The sequence below is a fragment of the Promicromonospora sukumoe 327MFSha3.1 genome, assembly GCF_000385135.1.
In the GTDB taxonomy this organism is placed as follows: Bacteria; Actinomycetota; Actinomycetes; order Actinomycetales; family Cellulomonadaceae; genus Promicromonospora; species Promicromonospora sukumoe_B.
The window spans coordinates 111,637-131,500 of sequence record NZ_ARQM01000016.1; the positions used below are offsets into that span (position 1 = coordinate 111,637).

General features: G+C 72.8%; 23 protein-coding genes. 18 read left to right on the forward strand and 5 right to left on the reverse strand.

Features of this window, described 5'->3' with window-relative positions; translation table 11 throughout:
• Nucleotides 1-24 precede the first annotated feature (24 nt).
• Entirely contained in the window at nucleotides 25-2,697 is a 2,673-nt protein-coding gene (locus H291_RS0125450; protein ID WP_020017854.1) for a DNA polymerase III subunit gamma and tau, read from the forward strand.
• Nucleotides 2,694-3,131 (forward strand): NUDIX hydrolase, encoded by a 438-nt coding sequence (locus H291_RS0125455; protein WP_020017855.1) that lies wholly within the window; start codon nucleotides 2,694-2,696, stop codon nucleotides 3,129-3,131. The genes H291_RS0125450 and H291_RS0125455 overlap by 4 nt, the downstream gene beginning before the upstream one ends.
• A gap of 10 nt (nucleotides 3,132-3,141) precedes the next feature.
• On the opposite strand, the gene H291_RS34330 is transcribed toward H291_RS0125455, so the two are convergent.
• Complete coding sequence (locus tag H291_RS34330; RefSeq protein WP_020017856.1) at nucleotides 3,142-3,318, reverse strand: hypothetical protein; 177 nt, start codon at nucleotides 3,316-3,318, stop codon at nucleotides 3,142-3,144.
• A gap of 93 nt (nucleotides 3,319-3,411) precedes the next feature.
• On the opposite strand from H291_RS34330, the gene H291_RS0125465 reads away from it, so the two are divergent.
• Together H291_RS0125465 and H291_RS0125470 are read left to right on the forward strand one after the other, a co-directional pair.
• Nucleotides 3,412-3,876 (forward strand): MarR family winged helix-turn-helix transcriptional regulator, encoded by a 465-nt coding sequence (locus H291_RS0125465; RefSeq protein WP_020017857.1) that lies wholly within the window; start codon nucleotides 3,412-3,414, stop codon nucleotides 3,874-3,876.
• Nucleotides 3,873-4,265, forward strand: a complete 393-nt coding sequence (locus H291_RS0125470; protein ID WP_020017858.1) for a VOC family protein — start codon at nucleotides 3,873-3,875, stop codon at nucleotides 4,263-4,265. Before H291_RS0125465 ends, H291_RS0125470 begins: the two co-directional genes overlap by 4 nt.
• Here the strand turns inward: H291_RS0125470 and H291_RS0125475 are convergent.
• Complete coding sequence (locus tag H291_RS0125475; protein ID WP_020017859.1) at nucleotides 4,258-4,764, reverse strand: hypothetical protein; 507 nt, start codon at nucleotides 4,762-4,764, stop codon at nucleotides 4,258-4,260. The two genes, H291_RS0125470 and H291_RS0125475, sit on opposite strands and share 8 nt — an antisense overlap.
• A 69-nt stretch (nucleotides 4,765-4,833) precedes the next feature.
• On the opposite strand from H291_RS0125475, the gene H291_RS0125480 reads away from it, so the two are divergent.
• From H291_RS0125480 to H291_RS0125495, 4 genes are read left to right on the forward strand one after another with little or no spacing between them, the layout of a single operon-like run.
• The gene (locus H291_RS0125480) at nucleotides 4,834-5,289 is read left to right on the forward strand and encodes a MarR family winged helix-turn-helix transcriptional regulator (protein ID WP_020017860.1); all 456 of its coding nucleotides are present in this window, start codon (nucleotides 4,834-4,836) and stop codon (nucleotides 5,287-5,289) included.
• A gap of 47 nt (nucleotides 5,290-5,336) precedes the next feature.
• Nucleotides 5,337-5,915, forward strand: a complete 579-nt coding sequence (locus H291_RS0125485; protein WP_020017861.1) for an NADAR family protein — start codon at nucleotides 5,337-5,339, stop codon at nucleotides 5,913-5,915.
• A 56-nt stretch (nucleotides 5,916-5,971) separates the two neighbouring features.
• The gene (locus H291_RS0125490; RefSeq protein WP_020017862.1) at nucleotides 5,972-6,787 is read left to right on the forward strand and encodes a nucleotidyltransferase domain-containing protein; all 816 of its coding nucleotides are present in this window, start codon (nucleotides 5,972-5,974) and stop codon (nucleotides 6,785-6,787) included.
• 37 nt (nucleotides 6,788-6,824) lie between these two features.
• Nucleotides 6,825-8,246, forward strand: a complete 1,422-nt coding sequence (locus H291_RS0125495) for a serine hydrolase domain-containing protein (RefSeq protein WP_020017863.1) — start codon at nucleotides 6,825-6,827, stop codon at nucleotides 8,244-8,246.
• A 2-nt stretch (nucleotides 8,247-8,248) separates the two neighbouring features.
• Here the strand turns inward: H291_RS0125495 and H291_RS0125500 are convergent, their stop codons facing one another.
• Complete coding sequence (locus tag H291_RS0125500; RefSeq protein WP_020017864.1) at nucleotides 8,249-8,737, reverse strand: nitroreductase family deazaflavin-dependent oxidoreductase; 489 nt, start codon at nucleotides 8,735-8,737, stop codon at nucleotides 8,249-8,251.
• 102 nt (nucleotides 8,738-8,839) lie between these two features.
• Here H291_RS0125500 and H291_RS0125505 point away from each other — a divergent pair, with 102 nt between their 5' ends.
• Both H291_RS0125505 and H291_RS0125510 read left to right on the forward strand, forming a co-directional pair.
• Nucleotides 8,840-9,760, forward strand: coding sequence for an ABC transporter ATP-binding protein (locus tag H291_RS0125505; RefSeq protein ID WP_026366131.1), 921 nt, complete (start codon nucleotides 8,840-8,842; stop codon nucleotides 9,758-9,760).
• Entirely contained in the window at nucleotides 9,757-10,896 is a 1,140-nt protein-coding gene (locus H291_RS0125510) for an ABC transporter permease (RefSeq protein ID WP_026366132.1), read from the forward strand. Before H291_RS0125505 ends, H291_RS0125510 begins: the two co-directional genes overlap by 4 nt.
• Nucleotides 10,897-10,899: 3 nt before the next feature.
• Here H291_RS0125510 and H291_RS0125515 read toward each other — a convergent pair whose 3' ends face one another.
• Both H291_RS0125515 and recR read right to left on the reverse strand, forming a co-directional pair.
• On the reverse strand, nucleotides 10,900-11,469 hold the full coding sequence (locus tag H291_RS0125515; RefSeq protein WP_026366133.1) for a DUF5063 domain-containing protein: 570 nt from the start codon (nucleotides 11,467-11,469) through the stop codon (nucleotides 10,900-10,902).
• Between the two features lie 12 nt (nucleotides 11,470-11,481).
• Complete coding sequence (gene recR, locus H291_RS0125520) at nucleotides 11,482-12,105, reverse strand: recombination mediator RecR (RefSeq protein ID WP_020017868.1); 624 nt, start codon at nucleotides 12,103-12,105, stop codon at nucleotides 11,482-11,484.
• Between the two features lie 26 nt (nucleotides 12,106-12,131).
• Here recR and H291_RS0125525 point away from each other — a divergent pair, with 26 nt between their 5' ends.
• From H291_RS0125525 to H291_RS0125560, 8 genes are all read left to right on the forward strand, one after another.
• On the forward strand, nucleotides 12,132-12,914 hold the full coding sequence (locus H291_RS0125525; RefSeq protein WP_026366134.1) for a TSUP family transporter: 783 nt from the start codon (nucleotides 12,132-12,134) through the stop codon (nucleotides 12,912-12,914).
• A gap of 108 nt (nucleotides 12,915-13,022) precedes the next feature.
• Nucleotides 13,023-14,288 carry an ATP-binding protein gene (locus H291_RS0125530; RefSeq protein ID WP_026366135.1) on the forward strand — a complete coding sequence of 422 codons (1,266 nt, stop codon included), beginning with the start codon at nucleotides 13,023-13,025 and terminating at the stop codon, nucleotides 14,286-14,288.
• Between the two features lie 138 nt (nucleotides 14,289-14,426).
• The gene (locus H291_RS0125535; RefSeq protein WP_026366136.1) at nucleotides 14,427-15,704 is read left to right on the forward strand and encodes an aspartate kinase; all 1,278 of its coding nucleotides are present in this window, start codon (nucleotides 14,427-14,429) and stop codon (nucleotides 15,702-15,704) included.
• Nucleotide 15,705: 1 nt separating this feature from the next.
• The gene (locus H291_RS0125540; protein WP_020017872.1) at nucleotides 15,706-16,812 is read left to right on the forward strand and encodes an aspartate-semialdehyde dehydrogenase; all 1,107 of its coding nucleotides are present in this window, start codon (nucleotides 15,706-15,708) and stop codon (nucleotides 16,810-16,812) included.
• A gap of 139 nt (nucleotides 16,813-16,951) precedes the next feature.
• Nucleotides 16,952-17,326 carry a GntR family transcriptional regulator gene (locus tag H291_RS0125545; protein ID WP_020017873.1) on the forward strand — a complete coding sequence of 125 codons (375 nt, stop codon included), beginning with the start codon at nucleotides 16,952-16,954 and terminating at the stop codon, nucleotides 17,324-17,326.
• Nucleotides 17,323-18,273: an ATP-binding cassette domain-containing protein gene (locus H291_RS0125550; RefSeq protein WP_020017874.1), complete on the forward strand. Its 951-nt coding sequence runs from the start codon at nucleotides 17,323-17,325 to the stop codon at nucleotides 18,271-18,273. Before H291_RS0125545 ends, H291_RS0125550 begins: the two co-directional genes overlap by 4 nt.
• On the forward strand, nucleotides 18,270-19,016 hold the full coding sequence (locus H291_RS0125555; protein ID WP_020017875.1) for a hypothetical protein: 747 nt from the start codon (nucleotides 18,270-18,272) through the stop codon (nucleotides 19,014-19,016). The genes H291_RS0125550 and H291_RS0125555 overlap by 4 nt, the downstream gene beginning before the upstream one ends.
• Before the next feature lie 11 nt (nucleotides 19,017-19,027).
• Nucleotides 19,028-19,834, forward strand: coding sequence for a hypothetical protein (locus H291_RS0125560; RefSeq protein ID WP_020017876.1), 807 nt, complete (start codon nucleotides 19,028-19,030; stop codon nucleotides 19,832-19,834).
• The last annotated feature ends 30 nt before the right edge of the window (nucleotides 19,835-19,864 follow it).

Genomic DNA, 19,864 nt, shown 5'->3' on the forward strand with positions numbered 1-19,864 from the left:
GTGGTGGCGTCTATCGTTGCGGGGGTGAGCACCGCCCTCTACCGCCGCTACCGGCCCGAGACGTTCGCCGAGGTGATCGGCCAGGACCACGTCACGGGCCCCCTCATGCAGGCCCTGCGCAGCGGACGGGTGAACCACGCCTATCTGTTCAGCGGCCCGCGAGGCTGCGGCAAGACGACGTCCGCCCGGATCCTCGCGCGCACGCTGAACTGCGCGAAGAACACGCCCGAGTCGCCCATCGACACCCCGTGCGGCGAGTGCCCCTCGTGCGTCGAGCTGGCGCGCGGCGGCCCCGGGTCCCTCGACGTGGTGGAGATCGACGCCGCCTCCCACAACGGTGTGGACGACGCACGTGACCTGCGTGAGCGCGCCACGTTCGCCCCGGCCCGCGACCGCTACAAGATCTTCATCCTCGACGAGGCGCACATGGTGACGCCGCAGGGCTTCAACGCGCTGCTCAAGATCGTCGAGGAGCCGCCGGCCCACATCAAGTTCATCTTCGCGACCACGGAGCCGGACAAGGTGATCGGCACCATTCGGTCGCGCACCCACCACTACCCGTTCCGGCTGGTGCCGCCGGACGTGCTGTCGCCCTACCTGGAGCACCTCTGCGGCGCCGAGGGCATCGAGGTCGGCGGGGGAGTGCTCCCGCTGGTCACCCGTGCGGGCGGCGGCTCGGTGCGTGACTCGCTCTCGGTGATGGACCAGCTCATCGCGGGCGCCACGGGCGGCGTCGTGGACTATGACCTCGCGGTCGGCCTGCTCGGCTTCACCCACGCCACCCTGCTCGACGACGTCGTGGACGCGCTGGCCGCGCGCGACGGCGGCTCGATCTTCCGGGTCGTGGACCAGATCATCGCCACGGGGCACGAGCCCCGCCGGTTCGTCGAGGACGTCCTGGAGCGCCTGCGCGACCTCATCGTCATCGCGGTCTCGGGCGACGCCGCCGACGCCGTGCTGCGCGGCATCCCCAGCGACCAGCTCGAACGGATGCGGGCCCAGGCCGGCCGGCTCGGCGTGGCCGAGCTCTCCCGGGCGGCGGACCTCGTGAACGCGGCCCTCACCGAGATGACGGGCGCCACCTCGCCGCGCCTGCACCTCGAGCTCCTGTGCGCCCGCCTGCTCCTGCCCGGTGCCGACGACGGCGCCGCGGGCCTCGCCGCCCGCATCGACCGCCTCGAGCGGGGCGGCATCGTCGCGTCGGGTGCGCCGGCTGCTGCCGCGCCTGGTGTCGGCGGCGGTGGCGGCGCGGCCGCACCGACCCAGGACTCCCCGGCGAGCGGCCTCGCCGGTGCCGCCGCCGCGCGGGCCGTGCTCGACGCCCGCAGGAAGCGCACGGAGCAGCCGGCCGGTGCGAGCCGGCCCGCGGAGAAGCCGGCGGCCTCGGCGCCGACGCCGGCCCCGGACCCGGAGCCGACGCCGGAGCCGACCTCCACCCCGCCCGCTCCGGCCGAGCAGCCCGCAGCCCAGGAGCCCACCCCGGCACCCGAGCCGACCGCGCCCGAGCCGACGACGCCGGAACCGGCCGCGCCCGAGCCGGAGCCCGCTCCTACCCCGGCCCCCGTGGCGACGGTTCCGGCGCCGGCGGCCGTCACGCCGCCGGGCGGCACCGAGCCCGAGGTCACCACCGAGACCGTCCGCCGGCGCTGGCAGGAGGTGCTCGGCGCCCTCGCCGCCGCCCGCGTGACGTGGTCGCTCGTCGGCCCGAACGCGCAGGTCGCGGCCCTGGAGGGCGGCACGCTCAAGCTCGGCTTCGGCGCGCCCGGCCTGGCCCGCGCCTTCTCCAACGCGCGGCACACGAGCGCCGTCGAGGAGGCGGTCTACCAGACCCTCGGCATCCGCGTGCGCGTCGAGGCGACGCTCGACGAGGGCCCGTCGGGTGGCGGCGGCCCGTCCGGCGGCGGCCCCTCGGGCGGCGCCCCGGGCCCCGGGCCGTCCTCGGGCGAGCCGCGCGGCGAGGCTCCCGTCGCGGCGCCGGCCCCCGCCGCGGCTCCCGAGCCGGACTGGCCCGACGTGCCCGCGCCGGGTGGCGGCGCCGTCACGGTCTCGGCGCCCGCGACCGCCACCGTCTCCGCGGCGAACGCCTCGGTCCCGGGACCGGTCGTGGCGCAGGGGAGCGTCGCGGTCGTCGAGCGGCCCCAGCCGTCCCGGTCCGAGCCGTCCCGTCCCGAGCCCTCCCGCCCCGCGCCGTCCGGCCCCGAGGCCGGGCGTCCTGAGCCGACCCGCTCGCCGTCCGCGGCCAGCGCGGCCGACCAGGCCTGGCTGGCGGGCGCCAGCGCGACCGAGCCGCCCGCGGACTACGACATGCCGGAGCCCGAGCCGGTCTACGAGGACTCCGCCCCGGCGAGCCGGCCCGCCCGGCCGGCGGCCGCCGCACCGTCGGCGCCGTCCGCCCCTCCGGCCCAGTCCGCCCCTCCGGCCCAGTCCGCGCCGGTCACCGGTGCCGGGAGCGCCCGGGAGGCCCTCCGGCAGGCGGCCGAGCGCCGCGCCCGCGCCGCCGCTGCCGGCGGTGCGCAGTCGGCCCCTCGCACCGCGCAGACCGCAGACCGGGGATCGGCGCCGGGCGACGGGCAGGACTACTACGACGAGCCGTCCGACGACGACCCGGACATCGTCACCGGGGGGCTGGCGGGCGTGTCGCTCGTGGTGCAGGTGCTGGGTGGCACGGTGATCGACGAGATCGTGGAGCAGGCATGAGCGGGAACGGGGAGAGCATGGGCGGATCGGACGGCCGGACGACGCTGCGGATCGTCGCGGCGGTCGTGGAGCGTGCCGACGGGCGGCACCTGCTGGTCCGCAAGCGCGGTACCCAGGCGTTCATGCAGGTGGGCGGCAAGATCGAGCCCGGTGAGGAGCCGCTGGCGGCGCTGCTGCGGGAGTTCGAGGAGGAGGTCGGGGTCCGGCTCGACCCGGCCGACATCGAGAGCATCGGGCGGTTCGGCGCACCCGCCGCGAACGAGCCCGACCACGTGGTCGACGCGCACGCCTACCGGGTGCGGCTGCGCGACAGCGAGCGGATCGCCGTCCAGGCGGAGCTCGAGGAGCTCGTCTGGATCGACCCCGCGGACCCGGTCGCCAGCTACCCGCTCGCACCGCTGTCGCGCGACCTGCTGGCCGCGGCCGGGCACTGAGCCCTGGCAGTCAGTCCTCGGCCTGTTGTGCCCGGTACCGGGCGACCTTCTCGGCGCGCTCGCGTTCGAGCCTGCGCCGCGGATCGCGGTCCTCGGACTGCTCGGCCGGCCCCGCCACGTGCAGCAGCAGCCAGTTGAGCCGCCACAGCACGCGGTAGCCCAGGGTCAGACCGTCGCGGTTGCGCATGCCCTGCCTCCATTTGGTTGGTGTACCAATAGTTTGCACACCAACTGTTAGCCTGGTCAAGAACGACCCCGGTCACGAGCCGAGAGGAGCCGCATGACCGCCACGTCCCACGCCGGCGTCGCGCCCGACCCCGAGGACCTCCTGGCCCTCGACCGTCAGGTGTGCTTCGCCCTCGCCGTCGCCTCGCGCAGCGTCATCGCGCTCTACCGGCCCCTGCTCGAACCGATGGGCATCACGCACCCGCAGTACCTGGTCATGCTCGCCCTGTGGGAGCAGTCGCCGCTGTCGGTCAAACAGCTCAGCGGGCTGTTGCAGCTCGACCCCGGCACCCTCTCCCCGCTGCTGAAGCGCCTCGAGGCGATCGGCTACGTGACCCGGCGCCGCGACCCGCGCGACGAGCGCGCCCTGGCCGTGGAGCTCACCGAGGAGGGTCGCGCGCTGCGCGAGCAGGCCCTGCGCGTGCCGCCCGCGATCATGGAGCGCCTGGGCATGTCCGCAGAGGAGCTCGGCCTGCTCCACCGCAGCCTCACCCGCGTCATCGCGGCGGCCGCCCCGTGAGCCGCGGGCGCCTGCACCACGTCGAGCTCTGGGTGCCGTCTCTCGCGCGCGCCGAGGTGTCCTGGGGCTGGCTCCTGACGACGCTCGGCTACGCCGAGCACCAGCGCTGGTCGGCCGGTGTGAGCTGGATCATCGACGGCACCTACGTCGTCGTCGAGCAGAGCCCCGCGATGGGGGCCGGTGCGCACGACCGCCTGGCGCCGGGGCTGAACCACCTCGCGTTCCACGGCGGCACCCGTGCCGAGGTGGACCGGCTGACCGAGGCCGCGCCCGCGCACGGCTGGTCGCTCATGTTCGCCGACCGGCACCCGCACGCCGGCGGGCCCGACCACTACGCGGCCTACCTGGAGAACGAGGACGGCTACGAGGTCGAGGTCGTCGCTAGCTGACCCGCTCGCCGGCCGGTTCGGCCGGGGCGGCCGAGGTGAGTGGGCGGACCGCCAGGAGCATGATCATCCACAGCATGGTGAACGGGATCACCGTGACGTTCTTGATCGCGAGCTCCCACGCCAGCCAGGTCTCCCGGTCGATGCCGCCGACCCGTCCGGCCAGCGCGTCGGGGATCACCTTGAACACGACGAGGAACAGCGCCAGCAGACCCATGGTCGCCAGGACCGTCGGCCAGTTCCGCGTGTTCCACGCCGACCACCGCGCCCCGGCGCCCTGCCAGGCGGTGCCGCGCAGGAGCGTGGCCGCCGCCCACACGACGAAGGCGATGCGGGCCACCGCCGTGAAGATCTCGCCGCCCGCCCCACCCGCCCAGTCGGCGGTGCCGCTCACCGAGAGGAAGCGCTGCGCCGAGGCGAGTGCGCCGAGGGCGAGCACGACCAGGTAGTGGCGGGCGAAGAACCGCCAGGTCTCGACAAGGATCGCGACTGCTCCGGACATGACGGACTCCGTTCGCTCGACTGAATGATTTAGTGAACTAAACCATATCGTCGAGTGCACAATGGGTTCATGTCAACACCCGCCGATCCCGGGGCGCGGCTCGGTACCGAGCTGAGCGACGCCGTCGTGATGTTCCACGAGGCGCTCGGCGCCCTGATGGGTCTCTCCGCCGCGGACAACAAGGCGCTCGGCGTCATCCGCCGCGAGGGCCCGATGTCGGCGCGCGAGCTCGCCGACCGGACGGGGCTCACCGCGGGCGCGGTCACGGGTCTGGTGGATCGCCTGGAGCATGCCGGCTACGCCCGGCGCACCCGCCACGAGACGGACCGGCGCCGGCTCGTGATCGAGGCCACCGCCCCGGCGTCACCGCAGGTCAACGAGGCTGCGGGCGAGATGGCGCAGGCCATGGCCCGGGTGACCGAGCAGTTCTCCCCGGACGAGCTGCTGGTCGTGGCGCGGTGGGTGGAGCTGACCACGGCGACCATGCGGGAGCAGGCGGTCCGCACCGCCGCCCGGACCACCTGACCGGTCCCGCACGGGCCGTGTCGGTGGCTCCTGGCACACTTCCCGGCATGTCCCACGACGTCACGCTCCGGCCCGCCTCCGCCCGCTCCGTCGACGAGCTCCGGGTGCTCGTCGATGCCGGTGCGACGCCCAAGTACCTGCACTTCTGGGGGCACCAGCCCGAGGCGGACGGCACGGTCGGCCGGGGCAGCCTGAGCCAGTGGTTCGAGGCCCCGTTCACCGTGGACGGCGTGCACTACCGCACGGCCGAGCACTGGATGATGGCGCAGAAGGCCCGCCTGTTCGGCGACCCGGAGGCCGAGCGCGCGGCGGTCGACGCCCTGAACCCCGCGCTCGCGAAGGCCGCCGGCCGCACGGTCCGCGACTTCGACGACGAGGTGTGGGTCCGGGAGCGGTTCGAGATCGTGGTGCGCGGCAACGAGCACAAGTTCGCCTCCCGGCCCGAGCTGCGCGACTTCCTGCTGCGCACCGGGTCCCGGGTACTGGTCGAGGCCAGCCCGCGTGACCGGGTGTGGGGCATCGGGATGGGGGCCAGGAACGAGAACGCCGAGCACCCGGCCGCCTGGCGCGGCCTCAACCTGCTGGGCTTCGCGCTGATGGAGGCCAGGGAGCGGCTGCGGAGCTGAGCCGGGCCGGCGAAATGAGCACGACTCCGCGGCCGCCCGGGCGCTAGCTTCCGGTGATGCGGAGCATCCCTGGCTCGATGGACCCGGACGTCGTCCGGGCCATCGACGCGCGCCTGGACCGGGTCGAGCAGGAGTACGACGTGCGGGTGCTCTGGGCGATCGAGAGCGGCAGCCGGGCCTGGGGCTTCCCGTCGCCGGACTCGGACTACGACTGCCGGTTCCTGTACGTGCGCCGCGTCGACGACTACCTGGGCCTGCGCGCGCGGCGCGACGTGATCGAGACGCCGCTGGACAGGGTCTTCGACGTCAACGGCTGGGACGTGCGCAAGGCGCTCGCCCTGATGGTCAAGGGGAACGCCACGGTCGGGGAGTGGCTGCGCTCGCCGATCGTGTATCGCGGCGACGCCGCCGTGCGCGACGACCTGCTGGCCCTCGCCGGCCGCACGGTGGACGGGCGCGCGCTGATGAACCACTACCTGCACGTCGGCCGGAGCAGCCTGGGCCTGTACACCTCGACCGGGGTGGCCAAGAAGTTCCTCTACGCCCTGCGGCCGGCGGTCACGCTGCGCTGGATGCGGGTGCGAGAGAGCGCCACCCCGCCGATGGACCTGCCCACCCTCGTCGCGGGCTCCGCGGTGCCCGGCGATGTCCGGGCCGCCGTCGACGAGCTGGTCCGCCACAAGTCGGCCGCCCGGGAGATGGGCGCCATCGCCGTGCCGCGGGTCCTGCCGGACTTCGTCGAGGCCGAGCTCCGTCTCGCGGAGGCGGCGCTGGCGGAACCCGGGCGGGCACGCGAGGGTCGCGAGAGCGCCTGGTCGCTCGCGGACGGCGCGTTCCGGCGGCTGGTCGACAGGCGCGAACCCGTGGGGTGAGAATGTCGCGTCGCCCAGCGAAAGGACGTGCTCAAGCATGTCGCGGATCCTGCCCCGCTCCACCCCCGAGGCCGAGGGAGTCGACCCCGCGGCGCTGCGGCGTCTCGTCGACCGCCTGGACGCGCTGGAGGACGTGCACAGCCTGATGGTGCTGCGCCACGGTCAGGTGATCACCGAGTCCTGGTGGCACCCGCACACGGCTGACCGCCCGCACGTCATGTTCTCGGTGAGCAAGAGCTTCACGTCGACCGCGGTCGGCATCGCGGTCCACGAGGGGCTGCTCGCCCTGGACGACAGGGTCGTCGACCTCCTGCCCGCCGATGCCCCCGCCGACCCGGGTGAGCACCTGCGCGCCATGCGCGTGCGCGACCTGCTGACGATGACCACGGGCCACAGCGCCTCCACGATGGAGGGTATCGACCGCACCATCTCGCTGCCGGGCGCGGGCTGGGCGCGCGCGATCCTGGCGCAGCCCGTCGAGCACGAGCCGGGCACGCACTTCGTCTACAACACGGGCGCGACCTACCTGCTCTCGGCGATCCTGCACCGGCTCACGGGCGAGCGGCTGCTCGACTACCTGACGCCGCGCCTGCTGGCGCCGCTCGGCATCACGCACGCCACCTGGGAGCAGGACCCGGACGGTATCGACGTGGGCGGGTTCGGCCTGTCGATCACTACCGAGGAGATGGCGGCGTTCGGGCAGCTCTACCTGCGGGGCGGCGTCTGGCAGGGGCAACAGCTCGTCCCCGCGGAGTGGGTCGCGGCCGCGACCGCCGCGCAGGTGCCGAACGGCCCGCACGGCTGGCCCGACTGGAACGAGGGCTACGGCTACCAGTTCTGGCAGTGCCGGCACGGCGCCTACCGGGCCGACGGCGCGTTCGGCCAGTACGTCGTCGTCCTGCCGGAGAAGGACCTGGTCATCACCATGACCTCCGGCCTCTCCGACCTGCAGTCCGTGCTCGACGTCGTCTGGGAGACCCTGCTGCCGGACGACGTCTGGGCGCGCCCCGCCGGGACCGAGCCCGGAACGGCACCCCGCGAGACCGCCCTGCCGACGCCGGCGGGCGCGGCGTCGTCCCCGCTGGACCTGCACGGCGTGACCTACGAGCTGGAGGCGAACCCGCACGGCCTGGGCGCACTGTCCGTCGGTCGAGCGGCGGACGGCGGCACGGAGCTGACGTTCACGACGGCCGGCGCGGACCAGTGCATCCGGTTCGGCCACGGCGAGTGGGTCCCGGCGACCTGCGCGCTGCTGGGCGCCCCGGCCGACGTCGCGACCGCCGCGGCCTGGGCCGACGAGTCGACGCTGCGCGGCCGGATGATCTTCCTCGGCACCCCGTTCGAGTGGCGCCTGGAGCTGAAGTTCTTCGGGGACGACGTCACGGTGACGATCGACCAGAACGTCGCCTTCGGCGAGCGCGAGCTGCTGCGGGTCACCGGCAAGGCGCGCCGGGACTGACCTCAGGCCGGGTCGGGCGGAGCGGGCCGGAACGCGACCAGCGGCAGCCGCCCGACCAGACGCCGCCGGTCCTCGTCGGTGCCGCGGTACTCGAACCCCGCGAACAGGGTGAGGGTGCGGCGCAGCACCGGCTGCAGGATCCCGTAGCGTCGCTCGTACCCGGTCATGGCGTCGAACGCCTCGTCGGCCCCCAGGAACCGCACGGTCGCGCGGCGCGGGCCACGACCGAAGCTGATCCGGGCGTCCTGGTTCGCGCGCAGGTTGCGCAGCCACTGGGCGTCCTCGCCGAACCCGGAGACCACGACGGCCTCGCCCGTCGCCGCGTCGTACCGGACCACCTCCAGCACCACGGTGTGCGCGGCGCCGGTCCGGCGTCCGACGTGCGTGAGCTGCAGGAACCGCCGGCCGAGCACGCGGCCCAGGCCGTGCCGGTACAGGGCGTTCGGCGCGGCGAACGTCCTGCGGAGCCAGGGGGATGGGGTGAGCGTCATGCTCCCCACCGTAGGTGACCTGCGACGTCATCCCCAGGTCGTACGCGCGGTTCATCCCGGGGCCTGACGGCCCGGGTCCGCGGGGCGCGCTAGTGTCCCCGCATGACACCAGACGGTGGTATCCGCGCGCAGGGCGTGCGGCGTTCGTTCGGACCGGTCCACGCCGTGGCCGACGTCGACCTGGTCGCCGCGCCGGGCCGGGTCACCGCGCTCATCGGCCCCAACGGGTCGGGCAAGACGACACTCCTGCTCATGCTCGCGGGGCTGCTGACGCCCGACGCGGGCACCATCAGCATCGCCGGGGCCGACCCGGTGACGCAGAACTACGCCGCGCGCTCGCGGACGGGCTGGATGCCGGACGTCTTCGGCACCTGGGACTCGCTGACCGCGCGCGAGGTGCTGACCACTGTCGCGGCGGCCTACCGGATCGACGCCGCGACCGGCCGTGCCCGCGCCGGCGAGCTGCTCGAGCTGGTCCACCTCTCCGAGTTCGCCGACCAGCCCGCGCACGTCCTGTCCCGCGGCCAGAAGCAGCGGCTGGGCCTCGCCCGGGCGCTGGTGCACGACCCCGACGTCCTGCTGCTGGACGAGCCCGCCTCCGGGCTGGACCCGCGCTCCCGCGTGGACCTGCGCGTGCTCATGCGCCGGCTGGCCGCCGAGGGCAAGACGGTGCTGGTCTCCTCGCACGTGCTCACCGAGCTCGACGAGATGGCCGACGACGCCGTGTTCATCTCGCGCGGGCGCACCGTCGCCACCCAGTCGGTGGCCGACGGCGACCGGCCCCGCGAGTGGCGCCTGACCGCGCTGGACGCCGAGGCGCTCACGGCCTGGCTGGACGAGAACGGCCCGGCCTACCGCCGGGAGTCGGACAGCCCCGCGGTGCTCGTCGAGCTGACCGGCGACGCCGCGGCCGCGGCGCTGCTGCGGTCGGCGGTCGAGGCCGGGATCGACGTGTCGAGCCTCGCCCCCGCGGGCGGCGTTCTGGAGCAGGCCTACCTGGCCCTTGAGGAGGAGCGGCGATGAGCGCTGAGGTGGAAGTGGTGGAGCAGGCACCGGCCCCCGTGCCCGGCACGCGCGGCACCTGGTCCCTGTCCTGGCACGGCCTGCGCACCGTCACGGTGCTGGAGCTGCGCCAGCGCGTGCGCTCCACGCGGTGGAAGACCGCGCTGATCGTCTGGTTCCTCGTGGTCGGCCTGATCACGATGCTGACCACCGGGGCGTTCGCCATCATCTCCGGCGACGGCGGCACCGACGAGACCTTCGGCGGGATGGTCTACAGCATCGTCGTCGGCTTCGTGCTGTTCCTCGGGCTCCTGGTGGCGCCCACCCTGTCGTCGGGGGCGATCAACGGCGACCGGAACGCGGGCACGCTCGCGACGCTGCAGGTCACCCTGCTGACGCCCGCGGAGATCGTGCTCGGCAAGCTCGCCGCGGCCTGGATCGCGGCGCTCGCGTTCCTCGTGGCCAGCATCCCGTTCCTGGTCTGGGCCCTGGTCGGCGGAGGCGTGTCCTGGCTCGCCCTGCTCACCACGGTGCTCATGCTCGCGCTCGTGCTCGGCGTGGTGTGCGCCATCGGGCTCGGCTTCTCGGCCGTGGTCTCCAAGACCTCGGGGTCCGCGGTGCTCACGTACCTCACGGTCGGCGGGATCACCGCCGTGCTGCCGATCCTGTTCGGCCTGCTCGTCCCGGCGACGACCACGACCGAGAGCGTGCGGGTGTGGGCCGTCGAGGCCGGGTACACCTGGGAGGAGACCACCGCGCCCGAGTGCGAGTGGCAGACCCAGGAGACCCAGGTGTGGCACAGCGAGCACACGTGGTGGCTGCTCGCGCCCAATCCGTTCGTCGTGGTCGCCGACGCGCAGCCGCTCGGCGACCCGGAGACGCTCGGCGAGGACGAGAACATGCTCGCCGTGCTGCAGTACGGCGTCCGGTACGCGCGCACCGGCGACTCCGGGCCGCAGGACTGGTGCACGGGGGTCTACATGGGTGAGGGCCCGCAGCCCGAGTCGCCCGTGGAGCCCGTCCAGGTGACGGACCAGCTCGTCTGGCCGTGGGGCCTCGGGTTCGACCTGCTGCTCGGCGCGGCCGGCGTGATCGTCGCCGTGAACCGGCTGCGGGTCCCGACCGCGCGGCTCGCGCAGGGGACCCGCGTCGCCTGACCGTCAGGAGTGGAGGGCGTCGTACTCCGCCTCGGCGGCGACGTCGTCCTCCACGTCCAGGCGCAGGTGCGCCAGCAGCACCTGCAGCACCCGCAGGGCCGACGCCGCGCGCTCGCCCCACAGGGAGAAGTAGGAGAACTGCCACCACCACAGGGCCTCGAGCTCGTGGCCGCCGTCGAAGTGCTGCAGGCCCTTCGCCAGGGCCTCGGCGACGCAGGCCAGGTCGCCGGACAGCGACGCGGCGCCGACGTCCTCGCCCAGCACCGGGTCCACGACCTCGGTGTAGTCGTCGAACCCGTCGAACATCTTGGACAGGGCCTCGCGCAGCGGGTCGAGGTCGGTGTCGGGGCCGGCGTCCGGCTCGTAACGCTCCTTGGGCACCACGTCCACGATCGCCGCGAGCCGCGCCCCGGCGGCCAGCAGGTCGGACGTCGCCAGCACGAGCAGCGAGAGCTCTGCCCCGGGCATCCCGCCCGAGGCGACCTGCGTCACCGTCGACAGGAACGTCCGTGCCTGTACGGACACCTGGTCAGCGACCTCTCGGAGGTCCGACCCGGGCGTGATCTCGCTCATCGTGATCCCCACCTACTTGTCGTTGCCGATGCTCTTGTCGTTGGCGATAACCCGGCGGCCTTCGAACGCGCGACCGAGCGTCACCTCGTCCGCGTACTCCAAGTCTCCACCCACGGGCAGACCCGAGGCCAGCCGCGAGACAGTGATACCCATATGGCCCATCAGTCGGGAAAGATAGGTCGCCGTGGCCTCTCCCTCGACGTTCGGGTCGGTGGCGAGGATGACCTCCTTGACCGTCCCGTCCGCGAGCCGGGCCATGAGCTCGCTGATGCGCAGGTCGTCCGGGCCGACGTTCTCGATGGGATTGATGGCCCCGCCGAGCACGTGGTAGCGGCCCCGGAACTCGCGCGTGCGCTCGATGGCGACCACGTCCTTGGGCTCCTCCACGACGCAGATCACCTCGTCGCTGCGCCGCGGGTCGAGGCAGATGCGGCAGCGCTCGGCCTCGGCCACGTTGCCGCACAGCTCGCAGAACCGCACGCGCAGCTTCACCTCGGTGAGCGCGTCGACCAGCCGCTTGACCTCGTGGTTGTCCGTGGCAAGCAGGTGGAACGCGATGCGCTGCGCACTCTTGGGCCCGACGCCGGGAAGCCGGCCGAGCTCGTCGATCAGGTCTTGGACCGCGCCTTCGTACACAAGAGGTCAGCCTACGGGGCGGCACAATGCAACACGTGCCCGAACTCGACGTCCTGACCATCGTCCTGCTCCTGCTCGCCGGCCTCGCCGCCGGGTGGGTCGACGCCGTAGTCGGCGGGGGAGGTCTCATCCAGCTGCCCGCGCTGCTGCTCGTGCCCGGGATCAGCCCCGTGCAGGCCCTGGCGACCAACAAGTTCGCCAGCATCATGGGCACCTCGACCAGCGCCATCACCTACTACCGGCGCGTCCAGCCCGACATGCGCACCGCGGGGCCGATGGCGCTCGCGGCCCTGGCCGGCGCGTTCGGCGGCGCCATCGGCGCCTCGCACATCCCTGCCCAGCTCTTCAAGCCGATCATCCTCGTGGTGCTCGTCGGCGTGCTGGCCTGGACCCTGCTCAAGCCGAACGTCGGCCAGCACGACGACCTGCGCTGGGTCGGCAACGGCCACCGGCGCATCGCCGCCCTGATCGGCCTGCTCATCGGCGCCTACGACGGCCTGCTCGGCCCCGGCACCGGCACGTTCCTGGTCATCAGCCTGGTCAGCGCCCTCGGGTACTCGTTCCTCCCGGCGTCCGCCATCGCCAAGATCGTGAACTTCGCGACCAACCTGGGCGCGCTGCTCTTCTTCGTGCCCAGCGGCGCCGTCATCTGGGCCCTCGGCCTCGGGATGGGCGTGGCCAACCTCGTCGGCGCCTACATCGGCGCCCGGATGGCCGTGGCCAAGGGATCGAAGTTCGTCCGCGTCGTCTTCGTCGTCGTGGTCGGGGCCCTGATCGCCCGCCTGGCCTGGGACGTCTTCGCCGGTTAGGACGGGCGGTAGCCGCCGCGAGATCTGCGGTAGAGGTTGCGCGGATTTGTAGGTACACCTGCCGCGGATTCGCAGGTGTAGTTTCGAAACCGCGGATAGGATCGCGGTATGTCTGACCACGTTCCTCGTCGAGCCCTTGCCGATCTCGTACGGCGCGTAGGTGCGTTCCGGGTCGTCGTCGTGGGAGGACCTCGACAGGCAGGCAAGACGACGCTGCTGCGAGAGCTGCACGGGGAGTCGGGTGGGACCTTCTCGACCCTGGACGACGCCACGACGCTCAGCACCGTTCGTGATGACCCGACCAGTTTCGCCGCCTTCGGTGAGACGCCCCGGATCATCGACGAGGTTCAGCGCGGCGGCGACGGACTACTGCTCGCAGTCAAGGCGGTCACCGACAGGAGCGATGCCCCCGGACAGTTCGTGCTCTCCGGGTCGACGCGGTTCCTGACGGTCCCCACGCTCTCCGAGTCCCTGGCGGGTCGCGCGGTCTTTCTCGACCTCTGGCCGCTCAGCGCGGCGGAGCTCACCCGGACAGATGCGGATGCGATGGCCGAGCTGTTCGAACCCGATCGGCTGACGTCGCGCACTCTGCCGACCGTGTGGACGCGAGAGCAGTACTTCTCCCTGATCTGCGCCGGCGGATACCCCGAGGCGATCCGTCTCGGTCCCGAGCTGCGTGACGACTGGTTCGACAGCTATGTCTCGACCGTCGTCCTGCGGGACGTCGCGAGCTTCGCGGACGTGCGTCACGTGAGCACCGTCCCGCGACTGCTGCGGATCGTCGCTGCTCGCTCGGGCTCCGGCCTGGTCGTCACCGACATCTCGCAGAGCCTCGGCATCGCCCAGCCCACGGTTCGCGACTATCTCGGTTACCTCGACATCGTCTACCTGACGTCGCGTCTGCCGGTCTGGTCCAACAACCTGACCTCCAGGCTGACCAAGACCGCCAAGGCCTACGTCACGGATTCGGGACTGGCCGCGTCACTGGTGGGTGCGGAGGCCCGCACGGTCGCCCAGCCGGGGCACCAGCTGTCCGGCATGCTCACGGAGACTTTCGTCTTCACGGAGCTCACAAGGCAGCTCGCCACCAGCGCCGTGCGTGCGGACCTGTCCTACTACCGCGACCGCGAAGGGCGTGAGGTCGACTTCGTGCTCGAACGACGCGACGGCTCTGTCGTAGGGATCGAGGTCAAGGCGTCCGGCTCGGTGAGGAGCGACTCGTTCTCCCATCTCGCCTGGATGCGCGACAAGCTGGGCGAGCGATTCAAGGCCGGGTACGTGGTCTACCTCGGTGAACATGTCCGACCGTTCGGCGACCGGCTCGCCGCCCTGCCCCTCTCAGCGCTGTGGGGCGGGCGCGAGCTGCCCCAGTGACGGCATGAGCGTGACCCGCCGTCCCGCACGGTGAACGCCGAAGCGCCCGGAATTCCCGCCGTCGTACCATCGATTCGCAAACCCAACCACCCGGCGGGCCGTTGAGACAGACGGAGGCCGGCAACGGAAGGCAGGCGCATGGCACTTGTCGTGCAGAAGTACGGCGGATCCTCGGTCGGGGACGCGCGCAGCGTGAAGCGCGTCGCGAAGAGGATCGCCGAGGCCAAGCGAGCGGGCAACGACGTGGTCGTGGTGGTGAGCGCCATGGGCGACACCACCGACGAGCTCCTCGACCTCGCCCAGCAGATCACCCCGCTCCCACCGCAGCGGGAGCTCGACATCCTCCTCACCGCCGGCGAGCGCATCTCCATGTCGCTGCTCGCGATGGCGATCACCAACCTGGGCGTGAAGGCCAAGTCCTACACGGGCCAGCAGGCCGGCGTCATCACGGACGCCGTGCACGGGCGGGCGCGCATCGTCGACGTCGTGCCGCACCGCATCCGCGAGACACTGAACCGGGGGCAGGTCGCGATCGTGGCCGGCTTCCAGGGCGTCACGCAGGCGACGAACGACGTCACCACCCTCGGCCGCGGCGGCTCCGACACCACCGCGGTGGCGCTCGCCGCCGGCCTGGACGCCGACGTCTGCGAGATCTACACCGACGTCGACGGCGTGTTCACAGCCGACCCGCGCATCGTCCCGGCCGCCCGGAAGATCGACCAGGTCAGCTACGAGGAGATGCTGGAGCTCGCGGCCTGCGGCGCCAAGGTGCTGGCGCTGCGCAGCGTGGAGTACGCGCGCCGCTACGGCGTGCCGGTGCACGTCCGCAGCTCGTTCAGCGCCCACGACGGCACGCGCGTGGTCGCGGCCGAGAAGAAGTCGAAGGAGAACGCCATGGAAGCCCCGATCATCTCCGGTGTCGCGCACGACCGCTCCGAGTCCAAGATCACCGTGATCGGTGTGCCGGACGTGCCCGGCATGGCCGCCCGCATCTTCGAGGTCGTGGCCGGCGCCGGCGCCAACATCGACATGATCGTGCAGAACGTGTCGGCCGCGGCGACGGGCCTCACCGACATCTCGTTCACGCTGCCCGACGGCGACGGCCCCGCCACCATGGCGGCTCTCACCGCGGTGCAGGGCGAGCTGGCCTTCGACTCGCTGCAGTTCGACGACCAGATCGGCAAGCTGTCGCTCGTGGGCGCCGGCATGAAGTCGCACCCGGGCGTCTCGGCGCGGCTGTTCGGCGCGCTGCGCGACGCGGGCATCAACATCGAGATGATCTCCACCTCGGAGATCCGGATCTCCGTGGTGACCCGCGCGGACTCGCTGGACGACGCGGTGCGCGCCGTGCACACCGCCTTCGAGCTCGACGCCTCCGACGGCGAGGCCGTCGTCTACGCGGGAACGGGGCGCTGACATGGCCACCATCTCCGATCAGGGCGTGAACGTCGCCGTCGTCGGCGCCACCGGCCAGGTGGGCGCCGTCATGCGCCGCCTGCTGGAGGAACGCGAGTTCCCCGTGGCGGCGATCCGGTTCTTCGCCTCGGCCCGCTCGGCGGGCACCACCCTCCCGTTCGCGGGCGTGGACGTGACCGTGGAGGACGTCGCCGCGACGTCGACCGAGGACCTCGCCGACATCGACATCGCCCTCTTCTCCGCGGGCGGCGGCACGTCGCGCGAGCACGCGCCCCGGTTCGCCGACGCGGGCGCGCTGGTGATCGACAACTCGTCGGCCTGGCGGCGGGACCCCGAGGTCCCGCTCGTGGTGTCCGAGGTGAACCCCGACGCGATCGGCGACGCCGTCAAGGGCATCGTGGCGAACCCGAACTGCACCACGATGGCCGCGATGCCGGTGCTGGCGCCCCTGACGCGGGCGGCGGGCCTGGAGCGGCTGCGCGTGGCCACCTACCAGGCGGTGTCCGGCTCCGGCCTGGCCGGCGTGGCCGAGCTCGCCGGGCAGGTGCGCGCCGCCGTCGGGCAGGAGATCGAGGGACTGGTGCACGACGGCCGGTCCGTCGACCTGCCGGACCCCGCGATCTACGCGGCGCCGATCGCGTTCAACGTGCTGCCGCTGGCCGGCAGCCTGGTCGATGACGGCTCGGGCGAGACCGACGAGGAGCAGAAGCTCCGCCACGAGTCCCGCAAGATCCTGGGCCTGCCCGACCTGGCCGTGGCCGGCACCTGCGTGCGGGTGCCGGTGTTCACGGGGCACTCGCTGTCGATCCACGCCGAGTTCGGCCGGGCCATCAGCCCGGACGAGGCCCGCAAGCTGCTGGCCGACGCCCCCGGCGTCCAGCTGGCCGACGTGCCGACGCCGCTCGCGGCGGCCGGCGCCGACCCGTCCCTGGTCGGCCGCATCCGGCAGGACCAGTCCGTGCCGGACGACCGCGGCCTGGTGCTGTTCGTCAGCAACGACAACCTGCGCAAGGGCGCGGCACTGAACGCCATCCAGATCGCGGAGCTCATCGCCCACGACCTGGCCGAGCTGGCGGCGCTCGACGCCGCGGAGGCCGCGGACACGTAGGCCTCGGCCGCACGACCGCCACGAGGAGGGGCGGGGCAGACACACGTCTGCCCCGCCCCTCCTCTGCATTCCCCCTTGCGCGTCCACCTGGTTCTGTGGTTCATTAGTCGAGTAACGAACCAACGGAGGGGGTGAGCCGGTGTTCGACGGGCCCGAGCCGATCTACATCCAGATCGCGCAGATGATCCGTGCACAGGTACTCGCCGGTGAGCTGAAGGAGGAGGAACAGGTCATGTCCACCACACAGTTCGCGACGACGTTCCGCATCAACCCGGCCACCGCCCAGAAGGCATTCGCCGGTCTGGTCGAGGAGGGCGTGCTCTACAAGCGCCGCGGTCTGGGCATGTTCGTCGCGCCGCAGGCGCGGGAGCGGTTGCTCGCGGACCACCGCAAGCGCTACTTCGAGGAGGTCCTGGCGCCCGCGCTGCAGCAGGCGGACATCCTCGGCATCCCGACCGAGGACGTCGTCGCCTACGTCCTGGGCGCCGGCAAGAAGAACACGGAGGAGTCATGACGACGACCGCACCTTTCGGGGCCCGCCTGGACGACGTCGTCGTCCACTTCGGCAGGAGCCACCGGGTGCTGCAGAACGGCACCATGGTCCGGGACGAGGCGAGCACGGCGCTCGACGGCGCCTCGCTCACGATCCGCCCCGGCGCCATCACCGGCGTCCTGGGTCGCAACGGTGCCGGCAAGACGACGATGCTCTCCCTGCTGGCGGCGTTCACCCGCCCCACCAGCGGCAGCGTCCTGGTCGGGCCCGAGGGCGCGCAGGAGGACCCGTGGGAGAACCCGTGGATCACCTCCGGCACGCAGCTCGTCCGCGAGAGCGGCGACCTGATGACCGACGAGAAGGTCTCCACCTCGCTCAAGTACTACGCCGACATGCGGCCGGACTGGAGCGCGGAGACGGCCGAGCGCCTGCTGGACCTGTTCGAGATCGACGTCCGCAAGAACCCGTCGGCCCTGTCGCGCGGCAAGCGGTCCGCGGTCGGAGCCAGCATCGGCCTGGCCACGCGTGCGCCGCTGACCATCTTCGACGAGGTCTACCTCGGCATGGACGCCCCCACGCGGTACGCGTTCTACGACGAGCTCCTCGCCGACTACGCCGAGCACCCCCGCACGATCCTGCTGTCCAGCCACCTGGTCGAGGAGGTCGAGCGGCTGTTCGAGGACGTCGTGGTCATCGACAAGGGGCGCGTGCTCCTGGCCGAGCCCGCCGACGAGATGCGGGCGCGCGGGTTCAGCCTCACCGGCACCAAGGACGCCGTCGAGCGCATCGCGGGCGGACGCCGCGTGCTGCACCGCCAGCAGCTCGGTGCGACCGTGCAGGTCACGCTGGAGGGCGCGCTGGAGGACGGCGAGCGAGCCGCTGCCCGCGAGGCGGGCGTCGAGGTCGGCTCCGTGCCGGTGCAGGACCTCTTCGTACGCCTCACCGGCTCCGGGAACGTGCCGTCATGAGCGCCGCGACAGCTCTGATCCGCGAGGCCGACCAGCGCGGCGCCCGGCGGGCGGCCGCCGTCACGGTCCGCGTCGTCGTCACGATCGGTGCGTGGTACTGGGCGATCTTCGTGATCGTGGCCGCCGCGGTCATCATCGGCAACGACCGGTTCGGCTCCGGCCTGGACCAGGGGGTCCTCGACGCCCAGATGGGTGGCCCGTCCCGCTGGTTCCTGCTGGTGCTCGGCATGATCATCCCGGCGGCCTACCTCCGGCTGCACGTCGCGGCCGGCGGCACCCGACGGTCCCTCGCGGTCGGCACCGTCCAGGGCGCCCTCGTCAGCGGCGCGCTGATCGGGCTCGTCACGGCGCTCTACCTGCTCGGCGAGCGTGCGCTGTTCGCCGCGTTCGACCAGCCCTGGGTCCGCGAGTTCGGGCTGCCGATGGACGGCGTCCCCGGCGTCGCGCTGACGGTGCTGTCCGAGTCGCTCGTCGCCGCCACGTACTACCTGGTCGGCGCCGCGATCTCGGCCGGCTACTACCGGCTCGGCGCGCTGCGCGGCTCCCTCTACCTGCTCGCCGCGCTCGTCCCGGCGGCCCTGGCCGACCTGTCCACCCACACCGGCGTCACGGCCCTGATCGTGGGGCCGGAGAACCTGCCCGGCGTCCTGCTCGGGCTGGCGGGCGGCGCCGTCGCGGTCGCCCTGGCGGCCTGGCTGTTCGGCACGCCTGTCCGAACCGTCCACCTGCGGCCATCCCTCTGAGGAGGACGACGATGACAACACCGACCATCGAGGAGACCGCGATGAGCCGCACCCGGCTCGCCCGCGCCGGGCACCTGCGCGGCGTCGCCGGCGCGGCCCGGAGGCTCCGCGTCTCGGGCCTCACGATCGGCATCTGGTTCTGGGGCATCTACGCGCTCTATGCCGTCGGGATCAGCGTCGGCAACGCCGCGGCCGGCAACGACCTGGAGATCAGCGCGCTCGACGCGACGCTCGGCGCCTCGCGCTGGCCCATGATCGCGCTCGGCGTCACGGTCTCCTCCGGGATCCTGGCGATGCACGTCGCCGCCGGCGGCAGCCGCCGGTCCCTGTTCGACGGCGTGCTGCGCGGCGCGCTCGTCGTCGGCGGCGGCCTCGGCGTCGTGACCACGCTCGCGCTGCTCGGCGAACGCCTGCTGAGCACGTCGCTCGGCATGACCTGGCGCCGCCTCGGGGCGCTGCCCTTCGACTCGCCCCTGGCCGTGCTCGGCACCGCCGCCGCCGAGGGCCTCGTGCTCGTCACGTACATCCTGGTGGGCGCGTGCATCGGCACCGGCTTCAGCCACGCCGGGGCCTGGGGCACCCTCCTCATCGTCCCGCTCGCCCTGCCCGCCGTGCTCGCCGACGTCGCCACCCGGACCGGCGTGTTCGGCACCATCGCCAACGTCCAGCTCGTGCCCGACATCGACCACGCCGAGGTACCGCCGGGCGAGGGCCTCGCCACCATGCTGATCGGCCTCGGCGGTTCCGCCCTCGCGGTCGTGATCGCCGCCGTCGTGCTCCGCGCCCTGCTGCGCACCGTCCCGGTGCGTCCCGTCTGACCCACCCCCCACGATCTTGAAGGAGCGACC

Excerpts from the sequence above, each read along its gene's own strand:
- H291_RS0125455 (WP_020017855.1), top strand. The coding sequence starts at position 2,694 with ATGAGCGGGAACGGGGAGAGCATGGGCGGATCGGACGGCCGGACGACG.
- H291_RS34330 (WP_020017856.1), bottom strand. The coding sequence starts at position 3,318 with ATGCGCAACCGCGACGGTCTGACCCTGGGCTACCGCGTGCTGTGGCGG.
- H291_RS0125465 (WP_020017857.1), top strand. The coding sequence starts at position 3,412 with ATGACCGCCACGTCCCACGCCGGCGTCGCGCCCGACCCCGAGGACCTC.
- H291_RS0125475 (WP_020017859.1), bottom strand. The coding sequence starts at position 4,764 with ATGTCCGGAGCAGTCGCGATCCTTGTCGAGACCTGGCGGTTCTTCGCC.
- H291_RS0125480 (WP_020017860.1), top strand. The coding sequence starts at position 4,834 with ATGTCAACACCCGCCGATCCCGGGGCGCGGCTCGGTACCGAGCTGAGC.
- H291_RS0125485 (WP_020017861.1), top strand. The coding sequence starts at position 5,337 with ATGTCCCACGACGTCACGCTCCGGCCCGCCTCCGCCCGCTCCGTCGAC.
- H291_RS0125490 (WP_020017862.1), top strand. The coding sequence starts at position 5,972 with ATGCGGAGCATCCCTGGCTCGATGGACCCGGACGTCGTCCGGGCCATC.
- H291_RS0125495 (WP_020017863.1), top strand. The coding sequence starts at position 6,825 with ATGTCGCGGATCCTGCCCCGCTCCACCCCCGAGGCCGAGGGAGTCGAC.
- H291_RS0125500 (WP_020017864.1), bottom strand. The coding sequence starts at position 8,737 with ATGACGCTCACCCCATCCCCCTGGCTCCGCAGGACGTTCGCCGCGCCG.
- H291_RS0125505 (WP_026366131.1), top strand. The coding sequence starts at position 8,840 with ATGACACCAGACGGTGGTATCCGCGCGCAGGGCGTGCGGCGTTCGTTC.
- H291_RS0125510 (WP_026366132.1), top strand. The coding sequence starts at position 9,757 with ATGAGCGCTGAGGTGGAAGTGGTGGAGCAGGCACCGGCCCCCGTGCCC.
- H291_RS0125515 (WP_026366133.1), bottom strand. The coding sequence starts at position 11,469 with ATGAGCGAGATCACGCCCGGGTCGGACCTCCGAGAGGTCGCTGACCAG.
- H291_RS0125525 (WP_026366134.1), top strand. The coding sequence starts at position 12,132 with ATGCAACACGTGCCCGAACTCGACGTCCTGACCATCGTCCTGCTCCTG.
- H291_RS0125530 (WP_026366135.1), top strand. The coding sequence starts at position 13,023 with ATGTCTGACCACGTTCCTCGTCGAGCCCTTGCCGATCTCGTACGGCGC.
- H291_RS0125535 (WP_026366136.1), top strand. The coding sequence starts at position 14,427 with ATGGCACTTGTCGTGCAGAAGTACGGCGGATCCTCGGTCGGGGACGCG.
- H291_RS0125540 (WP_020017872.1), top strand. The coding sequence starts at position 15,706 with ATGGCCACCATCTCCGATCAGGGCGTGAACGTCGCCGTCGTCGGCGCC.
- H291_RS0125550 (WP_020017874.1), top strand. The coding sequence starts at position 17,323 with ATGACGACGACCGCACCTTTCGGGGCCCGCCTGGACGACGTCGTCGTC.
- H291_RS0125555 (WP_020017875.1), top strand. The coding sequence starts at position 18,270 with ATGAGCGCCGCGACAGCTCTGATCCGCGAGGCCGACCAGCGCGGCGCC.
- H291_RS0125560 (WP_020017876.1), top strand. The coding sequence starts at position 19,028 with ATGACAACACCGACCATCGAGGAGACCGCGATGAGCCGCACCCGGCTC.